Source organism: Streptococcus sp. 2021WUSS109 (genome assembly GCF_044427305.1).
GTDB classification, from domain to species: Bacteria; Bacillota; Bacilli; order Lactobacillales; family Streptococcaceae; genus Streptococcus; species Streptococcus suis.
This window is the reverse complement of sequence record NZ_JAOTGF010000037.1, coordinates 1-8,469: the sequence shown is the minus strand read 5'-3', so window position 1 is coordinate 8,469 and position 8,469 is coordinate 1. Positions and strand designations below refer to the sequence as shown.

Annotated in this window: 10 protein-coding genes; 7 read left to right on the top strand and 3 right to left on the bottom strand. The window is 46.4% G+C overall.

Annotated features, from left to right (window positions below; translation table 11 throughout):
- Positions 1-194: 194 nt before the first annotated feature.
- Together ODU37_RS10255 and ODU37_RS10250 are read right to left on the bottom strand one after the other, a co-directional pair.
- Positions 195-2,063, bottom strand: a complete 1,869-nt coding sequence (locus ODU37_RS10255; protein WP_105158677.1) for a heavy metal translocating P-type ATPase — start codon at positions 2,061-2,063, stop codon at positions 195-197.
- 163 nt (positions 2,064-2,226) lie between these two features.
- The gene (locus tag ODU37_RS10250; RefSeq protein ID WP_105153366.1) at positions 2,227-2,682 is read right to left on the bottom strand and encodes a Fur family transcriptional regulator; all 456 of its coding nucleotides are present in this window, start codon (positions 2,680-2,682) and stop codon (positions 2,227-2,229) included.
- Positions 2,683-2,848: 166 nt separating this feature from the next.
- On the opposite strand from ODU37_RS10250, the gene truA reads away from it, so the two are divergent.
- The 7 genes from truA to ODU37_RS10215 all read left to right on the top strand — a co-directional run bounded on the left by truA (position 2,849) and on the right by ODU37_RS10215 (position 7,831).
- On the top strand, positions 2,849-3,598 hold the full coding sequence (gene truA / locus ODU37_RS10245) for a tRNA pseudouridine(38-40) synthase TruA (RefSeq protein ID WP_249562570.1): 750 nt from the start codon (positions 2,849-2,851) through the stop codon (positions 3,596-3,598).
- Positions 3,588-4,349 carry a bifunctional hydroxymethylpyrimidine kinase/phosphomethylpyrimidine kinase gene (locus ODU37_RS10240; RefSeq protein WP_249562569.1) on the top strand — a complete coding sequence of 254 codons (762 nt, stop codon included), beginning with the start codon at positions 3,588-3,590 and terminating at the stop codon, positions 4,347-4,349. The genes truA and ODU37_RS10240 overlap by 11 nt, the downstream gene beginning before the upstream one ends.
- Entirely contained in the window at positions 4,339-4,824 is a 486-nt protein-coding gene (locus ODU37_RS10235; protein ID WP_105139310.1) for an ECF transporter S component, read from the top strand. Before ODU37_RS10240 ends, ODU37_RS10235 begins: the two co-directional genes overlap by 11 nt.
- Entirely contained in the window at positions 4,805-5,368 is a 564-nt protein-coding gene (locus ODU37_RS10230; RefSeq protein WP_105139309.1) for a TIGR01440 family protein, read from the top strand. The genes ODU37_RS10235 and ODU37_RS10230 overlap by 20 nt, the downstream gene beginning before the upstream one ends.
- Before the next feature lie 108 nt (positions 5,369-5,476).
- On the top strand, positions 5,477-5,905 hold the full coding sequence (locus ODU37_RS10225; RefSeq protein WP_249562568.1) for an Rrf2 family transcriptional regulator: 429 nt from the start codon (positions 5,477-5,479) through the stop codon (positions 5,903-5,905).
- A 76-nt stretch (positions 5,906-5,981) separates the two neighbouring features.
- Positions 5,982-6,983 (top strand): NADP-dependent oxidoreductase, encoded by a 1,002-nt coding sequence (locus ODU37_RS10220; protein WP_249562567.1) that lies wholly within the window; start codon positions 5,982-5,984, stop codon positions 6,981-6,983.
- Between the two features lie 11 nt (positions 6,984-6,994).
- Positions 6,995-7,831, top strand: a complete 837-nt coding sequence (locus tag ODU37_RS10215; protein WP_249562566.1) for an alpha/beta fold hydrolase — start codon at positions 6,995-6,997, stop codon at positions 7,829-7,831.
- Between the two features lie 6 nt (positions 7,832-7,837).
- Here ODU37_RS10215 and ODU37_RS10210 read toward each other — a convergent pair whose 3' ends face one another.
- Positions 7,838-8,272 (bottom strand): TetR-like C-terminal domain-containing protein, encoded by a 435-nt coding sequence (locus ODU37_RS10210; protein ID WP_249562565.1) that lies wholly within the window; start codon positions 8,270-8,272, stop codon positions 7,838-7,840.
- Positions 8,273-8,469 lie beyond the last annotated feature (197 nt).

Below are 8,469 nucleotides of genomic sequence, written 5' to 3'. Positions count from 1 at the left end.
TGTGATAAACTTTCATTATCCTCTCTCATGAGGTACCTCCTATTTGATTTGATGTAGTGGCGGGGAAACCACTTCTATCTTATCACTTTGGGAGGTTTTTTTAATACCTCGCTAGAAGCTCTACTGAACCACTAGCATAGCTAGTGGTTTTCTGGGGACAACAAGAAAACCGCCAAGCAACTGGCGGTTTGATGTTATTTGAAATACAAGAGTCTCAACCCATTCAAAATCACCAAAATCGTGGATCCTTCGTGGCCCACCACGCCGAGTGGGAGGTTGATAGACTGGAATAGGTTGGAGATGATAAGAAGGGCAATGACAGATAGGGCAAAGATGATGTTCTGTTTGATGATGCCCCGCATTTTCTTAGAGAGACGAATGGAGTAAGGAATCCGTGTCAGGTCTTCCATGAGCACGATGTCGGCTGACTCCATAGCGATGTCTGTTCCGCTTCCCATGGCATAGCTGACATTGGCTTGGGCCAGGGCAGGAGCATCGTTGATACCGTCACCCACCATACCGACAGACGCAAACTCGGTTTGCAATTCTTGGATAATAGCAGCCTTGTCCGTCGGCAGACAGTTGGCAATCACACGGTCAATACCGACCTGACTCGCCACATAACGAGCAGTCTTTTCTTGGTCGCCCGTTAAGAGAATTGGCGTCACCCCCATCTCTTTCAACTGGGCAATCAGCTCTTTGCTCTCTGGCTTCAAACTGTCTTCCACCATGAAAATCGCCGCCAGCACATCATTTTGGCTGACATAGACCAGAGTTTTCCCAGTGCTCTCCGCCTCATCGATCTGTGCCAGCAAGTCAGCAGACAAGGGACTCACCAAACTATCCACCACAAAGCCTGCCTTACCGATTTTCCAGCTGTCGCCCTCATAGCCCGCCACCAAGCCTTTTCCGGTCACGTCTTCTAGGCTTTGGAGGTCAATAGCAGAGCTGTCAGCCGTATAGGTCATGAGAGCTTGAGCGATTGGGTGACTCGATTGTTTTTCAACTGCCTGAACAACCTGCTTGATAAGTTTTTCATCGCCAAGATAGGTTGCTCCAACAACTTCAGGTTTGCCAATGGTTAAGGTACCAGTCTTGTCAAAGACGATGGCCTCTAAGTTGGCGATGTTATCCGCAATGTCGCCTCCTTTGATAATCATGCCCTTGCGTGCCGCACGGCTGATGGCAGAAAGTGTCGCCGGTGAAGAAGAAGCCACAAGCGCACATGGAGAAGCAATGGTCAAGAGAATCATGCCACGGTAGAAGGCAGTCAACCAGTCCCAACCCAGAGCAAAATGAGCAAAGAGAATGAAGAGCGGAACCACCACCAAGACAACCTTGACATAGGTATCTTCCATATTTTCAATGAAAGTCGCTGTTTTTGATTTGGATTCTTGGGCGTTTTCAACCATTTGGACGATTTTATCGAAGAGGGCGTCGCCTTTTTCAGCTGTAACTTGAACGGTCACAGTTGGCCCTTGGTTAATGGTTCCGCCGATAACAGCCGCGCCAGCCATTTTCTCCGCAGGGAGTGGCTCGCCTGTAATCATGGATTCGTCAAAGATGGATTGTGGGCTGATGAGGGTCGCATCCAGTGGGACCGTGTCGCCCTTGCGGACTTGTAGGAGGTCGCCGATGCGAATGGCTGCGGTGTCTAAAACAGTGATGTCACCATGTTCCTCGATTTTACGAGCTGTTGGAGGTGTCATATTCATCAGAGCTGCGATAGCATTTTTGCTCTTTTCCATGGCTAACTCTTCCAGAGTAGAAGAAAGGGAGAAGATAAAGATGAGCAGGGCTCCCTCCATCCAGTAGCCGATGAGACCAGAGCCGATAGCAGCCAAAATCATAAGGAGGTCAACAGATAGGTGCTTATCGAAAATGAGCTCAGAAATGCCTTCCTTGGCAGACTGGTAGCCACCGATGACAAAGGCTGAAATGAAGAAGATAGGTGCCCATCCCTGTCCAGTCTGGAGTAAAAGGATACCCATTAGAATGAGCACCAAGCAGAGAGCGGTTGTGATGATGTGGCTGTGTTGTTTGAGGTTGGATATGAGTGTCATAGTTTGCTGTTTCCTTATTTATAATCGTTATTATTTAATCAAGTTAATTATAACGATTATAAAAAAGAAAGTCAAGTTTTTTGGAATTATTCTAAATAAGGTTGTTCTGATAATTCAAAGGGAAATAAAAAAAGCGACAGGAAGCCGCTTTGATATTCGTCTTTTATCCCTGACAATCAGGACAAATGCCGTAGATGGATAGCACCTCTTTTGTAATTTTGTAACCAGTTTGGGTATGAGCTTCCTTCTTCAAGCTCGGGATTTCTACATCCATGAAATCAGTGATTTTTCCACAGACTTCACAAATAACATTGAGGTGCTCGTGCCCCATGAAGTCGTAATAAGTAGTATTATCATTGGTCCGTTTCAATTCAGTCACAAACCCTTCTTCCAATAGAAGTTTGAGGTTGTTGTAAACAGTCGCCAGGCTCATGTTGGGGTAGCTAGGTAGTAGATCTTGATAAATCATCTCAGCACTAGGATGGTTATCGCTTTCGATAATGTAGGCAACGACTGCTTTTCTAGTTTCGGTAATGCGTACACCCTTTTCTTTTAGATGTTGGATGACGTGTTCAAAAGCAGTTTGGTTTTCTGCATTGAGGTGAGAATGGAGTTCCATAGTTTCCTCCTTTCGTTACTATTTTATAAAAATTCTAAGATACAATATTCAGTTTCATTATAGTGTATTTGGAAGGTTGTGTCAATTTTGAGACAAGAAATCTGTCATAGGACAGTTTGATGTCTCATGACTTGTTTACATACTTTTCCTGTGCTACAATCAAAACATGACAAGATATAAGGCAATTATTTCCTACGACGGACATGATTTTTCTGGTTTTCAACGCCAGCCCCATGCTCGTACGGTTCAGGAAGAGATCGAAAAAACGTTAGTAAGATTGAATAGTGGTCAGCCAGTAATCGTTCATGGTGCGGGTCGGACAGATGCGGGAGTACACGCTTACGGTCAGGTTATACACTTTGACTTGGTTGGCAGTCGAGATACTGAGAAGCTCCGCTTTGCCTTGGATACCCAAACACCTGAGGACATTGATGTGGTCCAGGTGGAGCAGGTGGCGGATGATTTTCATTGCCGCTATGCCAAGCACAGCAAGACCTATGAATTTCTAGTGGACATTGGCCGACCCAAGAATCCTATGATGCGCCACTATGCGACCTTCTATCCCTATGATTTGGATTTGAGCTTGATAGAAGAAGCTATTCAGGATCTGGTGGGGACCCATGATTTCACAGGCTTTACAGCATCGGGGACTTCAGTCGAGGACAAGGTGCGGACCATCACGGCGGCGACAATGGAGTATGACCAGCGGCGGCAGTTCTTGATTTTTACCTTTTCAGGCAACGGTTTTTTGTACAAGCAGGTGCGGAATATGGTCGGGACCTTACTGAAAATTGGTAACGGTCGCATGCCTGTGGGGCAGATTAAGCGGATTTTGGCAGAAAAGGATCGTGGTTTGGCGGGACCGACTGCGGCGGGTAACGGCCTCTATCTAAAGGAGATTATCTATGAAGACTAAGTATATTTTGGCGCTTTCGGGCAACGATATTTTCAGCGGTGGCGGTCTCCATGCGGATCTGACGACCTACGCTGTCCACAAGCTGCATGGCTTTGTGGCGGTGACCTGCTTGACAGCTATGACGGAAAAAGGTTTTGAGGTCATTCCGACGGAGACTGCGGTATTTGCCCAGCAACTGGCTAGTTTGAAGGATGTGCCCTTTTCTGCGATTAAGATCGGCTTGCTTCCCACAGTGGACATAGCAGAGCAGGCTTTGGCGTTTGTCAAGGCTCACCAGGAGATTCCTGTGGTCTTGGATCCGGTCTTGGTCTGCAAGGAAACGCACGATACCGAGGTCAGCCAGTTGCGAGATGAACTCTTGAAATTCCTTCCTTATGTCAGCATTATCACACCAAATCTGGCAGAAGCTCAGCTATTGCTCCAAAAAGACATCCAAACGGTGGAAGAGATGAAGCAGGCGGCAGTGGCCTTGTATGACTTGGGAGCCAAGGCGGTGGTCATCAAGGGAGGCAATCGTCTGGGTGGCTCAGAGGCGGTCGATGTTTTCTACGACGGTCAGGAAGTGGTGGTGCTTAAGTCGCCCCTGCTTTCGGAAAACAATGTGGGGGCGGGCTGTACCTTTGCGTCCAGCATTGCCAGTCAGCTTTTGCTAGGTCAGGACTCTTTGGAGGCAGTCCGACTGTCCAAGGACTTTGTCCATGCAGCCATCTTAAAATCAGATCAATATGGGGTAATTCAATATGAGAAATAAAAAGACGCAAGAACTTGTATTGCTGGCCATTCTAACGGCTTTGACCTTGGCTCTGGCTTTTGTCCACGTACCGACACCGACGGGCTTTGTCACGTTGTTAGATGTTGGTGTTTTCTTTACAGCCTTTTACCTGGGCAAGAAAGAAGGAGTAATTGTTGGCGGATTGTCAGGGCTTTTGATTGATTTCTTGTTGGGCTATCCCCAGTGGGCTTTCTTTAGCTTGCTTTTCCACGGTGCTCAGGGTTATTTTGCAGGATGGACGGGTAAGAAACGTTTGATTGGAGTTGTTCTTGCCAGTCTTTCCATGATTGGTGGCTATTTTGTAGCATCTAGTTTCATGTATAATGTAGCTGATGCTGTTACAAGTCTGATGAGCAATACCCTGCAAAACACAGTTGGTTTGGTACTAGGTTATATCTTGACTCAGGCAATAGAAAGAATTGGTGCAGTAAATCATGTCATTAAAGGAAATTAAAGACCAAACTAAGCAAGTTGTCGAAGAGATTTTAGAACTCAGCAATCTTCAAAAGGGTCAGATTTTTGTACTAGGTTTGTCTTCTAGTGAGGTCGTTGGAGGGCATATTGGCAAAAATTCCAGTCTGGAGGTTGGCGAAGCCGTTGTCGAAACCATTCTGGATATTTTGACTCCCAAGGGCATTTACCTAGCTGTCCAAGGTTGTGAGCACCTCAATCGTGCCTTGGTAGTGGAGCGGGATTTGGCTATCCAGAAAGATTTGGAAATAGTCAATGTCCTCCCCACCCTTCATGCAGGAGGCTCTGGACAGTTGGCAGCCTTCAAGTATATGAAGGATCCAGTCGAAGTGGAGTTTATTACGGCTCAGGCGGGTGTGGACATCGGTGATACGGCGATTGGTATGCACATCAAGCACGTCCAAGTGCCAATTAGACCGAGCTTGCGTGAGATCGGCCAGGCCCATGTCACCGCCCTTGCCAGCCGTCCCAAGCTCATCGGCGGAGCCCGTGCGGCTTATCAAGAAGATCAGATACGGAAAAATTAATCACAGCCAGAGGGTTGTGATTTTTTTGAAAATAAAATCCTTGCAAAGTAGATTTTATTATGCTAAACTTGTTCTTGTTATTGATACAAGTTCAAAAGGAGGATTTCCATGGATACCAAATTTTCAGTAGCTTTGCATATCTTGACCATGATTAGCGAGAGTAGTGATGTCATGACGTCGCAGGCCTTGGCAACCAGTGTCGGTACCAATGCAAGTTATATCCGCAAGGTCATCGCTCTCTTGAAGAATGCAGGTATCATCCAGTCCCAGCAGGGAAAGGCTGGTTATGAGTTGAGCAAGAGTCCGGCGGACATCAGCCTCCTGGACATCTACTATGCCACCCAGGAAGTCACACATATCCAGCTCTTTCAACAGCACCAACACGCCAATCAATCCTGCCCAGTTGGTCGGCACATTGCAGGAGCTGTCCAACCAATCTTTGCGACCATTGAGCAGGATTTGCAGGACAGATTATCCCAAGAGAGCTTGGCCCAGGTCATTGCTAACTTGTATCAAGAGTCAAAAAAATCCAACTGACTTTCACGAGTCAGTTTCTATTTCACACAACTTAGACTTGTATCTGATACAAGTTGTTAAATAAAAGGAGTAAACCATGAAAGCAGCACAACACACATCTTACAACAAAAACAATATCGTACTTAACCTAACTGACATTGCTAAGCCAAACATCAAACCAGACCAGGTCCTTGTCAAAGTGACCGCAGCAGGTGTCAATCCTTTGGACAACATGATTTCTCGTGGTGAAGTCATGTTGATTGTCCCTTACAAATTGCCACAAACAGCGGGTAATGAAGTTGTTGGTTTGGTTGCAGAAGTCGGCTCAAGCGTGACCAAGTTTGAAGCTGGTGACCGTGTCTTTGGTCGTCTTCCCCTCGACAATATCGGTGCCTTTGCCGAGTATGTAGCAGTTGAGGCTACAGCCCTTGCTAAAGTTCCTGCCTATCTGACAGATGTGGAAGCGGCGGCTGTTCCCCTGACAGCCTTGACCATTATGCAGGCACTGGACCTCATGGGTGCAGAGGCTGGCAAAACCATTTTCATCTCAGGTGGTACTGGTGGTGTCGGCGGGATGGCTATTCCCATTGCTAAAGCCAAGGGCTTGACGGTTATTACCAACGGTGACGGGGCAAATGCAGAGCGGGTATTGGCGTTGGGCGCTGACCAGTTTATCGACTACAAGACAGAAGATTACACCAAAACCCTCTCCCAAATCGACTATGTACTGGACACACTTGGCGGTGCAGAAACTGAAAAACAAATGTCGGTCATGAAAAAAGGTGGCCACCTGGTTTCCCTCCGTGCCATGCCAAATGGCGAATTTTCCAAACGCATGAACTTGCCAAAATGGAAACAAGTCTTGCTTGGTTTGGTTGGTCGTAAGTTTGACAAGATGGCGGCAAGCTACGGTGTACACTACCATTTCATCTTTGTAGAAAGCAATGGTCAACAGCTACAAGAAGTAGCAGATATTTTCAGCAAGCTAGAAATCAAACCGTCTATCGACACCGTTTATCCATTTGAAGAAGTCAATGCAGCCTTGGACAAGGTCGCAAACGGTCGCTCACGTGGAAAAACTGTCCTCAGTTTTAAATAGTAGGAGTACTTATGTCTTATATCACAACTAAAAATCAATACATTACTGTCGCTGGCAATCAGATTGCCTATCGTGAACTAGGTAAGGGCAAGTCTAAACTGCCCTTGGTCATGTTGGTCCATTTGGCCGCAACCTTGGATAACTGGGATCCAAAATTGCTAGACTTACTAGCTGAAAAAGAGCACATCATTGTCCTTGATTTGCCTGGTGTCGGAGCCAGTCAAGGCAAGGTCACTCCTACGATTCCAGGAATGGCAGAGCAGGCTTATGCTATTATTAAGGCCTTGGGGCATACGAAAATTAACCTGCTCGGTCTTTCTATGGGTGGTTTTATCGCCCAAGAAATCGTTCGTCTTGATAGCCAAATGGTTAACCGCTTGATTCTAGCTGGAACAGGTCCTCGTGGCGGTGTTGAAGTGGATAAGGTGACAGGAAAAACCTTCCGCTATATGCTGAAGGCAGGTCTGGAGCGCGTGGATCCCAAACGCTATATTTTCTACAACCACGATAAAGCAGGACTACTGGAAGCTGAAAAAGTTTTGGGTCGTATGGGAGAAAGAAACGCTGAGTATGCAGACAAGGACATGAATGTCCCAGGATTTTTGACCCAGCTGAAGGCTATCAAACGCTGGGGTAGAGATCCTCAAGACGATATGACCTTTATCACGCAACCAACGCTGATCGTCAACGGTGACAAGGATATGCAAGTTCCGACTGAGAACTCTTATATCATGCATGAGAAAATCAAAAACAGTCAACTCATCATCTATCCAAATGCGGGTCACGGATCTATCTTCCAAAATGCAGAAGAGTTTTCAAATGAGTTAATCGCATTTTTGGAGGAATAGTACCCACTACTCTTGACGATACAAGGCCTGCAATGTCCCCAAAATCACCCCAGCTTGCTCTTGAAAGAGCTGATTGAGTTGGGCTGGATTTTCTGACATACCGCGTGAGATCCACTCATTGATCCAGCCGAAAATGGCGTAGGCAAAAAAGGATTTGCCGTAGGCGATGCCGTTTGGAAGGTCAGTTGTTAATTCAATCTTTTCCTTTATGGTATCCACGATGACCTGAGTTAGCTGATAGCGGTAGAGGATGCTGTAAAATTCCTTGTGCTCTTGAAAATGCTGAAAGAGACTTTGAAAGACCCTATCAGGTGTTGACTGCGGGTTGGCTTCAAACTCTCGTCCCCATTCTTGCATGAGGTGGCGAGATTGCTGGGAGAGAACATCTTCTAGTGCAGAATAGTAACGATAAAAGGATGCTCGTCCGACTTGGGCTTTCAAGCAAACCTCCTTGACCGTCAGGTTGTGGAGGTCTTTTTGTCCCCAGAAAACCACTAGCTATGCTAGTGGTTCAGTAGAGCTTCTAGCGAGGTATTAAAAAAACCTCCCAAAGTGATAAGATAGAAGTGGTTTCCCCGCCACTACATCAAATCAAATAGGAGGTACCTCATGAGAGAGGATAATGAAAGTTTATCACA

Excerpts from the sequence above, each read along its gene's own strand:
- ODU37_RS10220 (WP_249562567.1), top strand. The coding sequence starts at position 5,982 with ATGAAAGCAGCACAACACACATCTTACAACAAAAACAATATCGTACTT.
- ODU37_RS10215 (WP_249562566.1), top strand. The coding sequence starts at position 6,995 with ATGTCTTATATCACAACTAAAAATCAATACATTACTGTCGCTGGCAAT.
- ODU37_RS10250 (WP_105153366.1), bottom strand. The coding sequence starts at position 2,682 with ATGGAACTCCATTCTCACCTCAATGCAGAAAACCAAACTGCTTTTGAA.
- ODU37_RS10230 (WP_105139309.1), top strand. The coding sequence starts at position 4,805 with ATGTCATTAAAGGAAATTAAAGACCAAACTAAGCAAGTTGTCGAAGAG.
- ODU37_RS10255 (WP_105158677.1), bottom strand. The coding sequence starts at position 2,063 with ATGACACTCATATCCAACCTCAAACAACACAGCCACATCATCACAACC.
- truA (WP_249562570.1), top strand. The coding sequence starts at position 2,849 with ATGACAAGATATAAGGCAATTATTTCCTACGACGGACATGATTTTTCT.
- ODU37_RS10225 (WP_249562568.1), top strand. The coding sequence starts at position 5,477 with ATGGATACCAAATTTTCAGTAGCTTTGCATATCTTGACCATGATTAGC.
- ODU37_RS10235 (WP_105139310.1), top strand. The coding sequence starts at position 4,339 with ATGAGAAATAAAAAGACGCAAGAACTTGTATTGCTGGCCATTCTAACG.
- ODU37_RS10240 (WP_249562569.1), top strand. The coding sequence starts at position 3,588 with ATGAAGACTAAGTATATTTTGGCGCTTTCGGGCAACGATATTTTCAGC.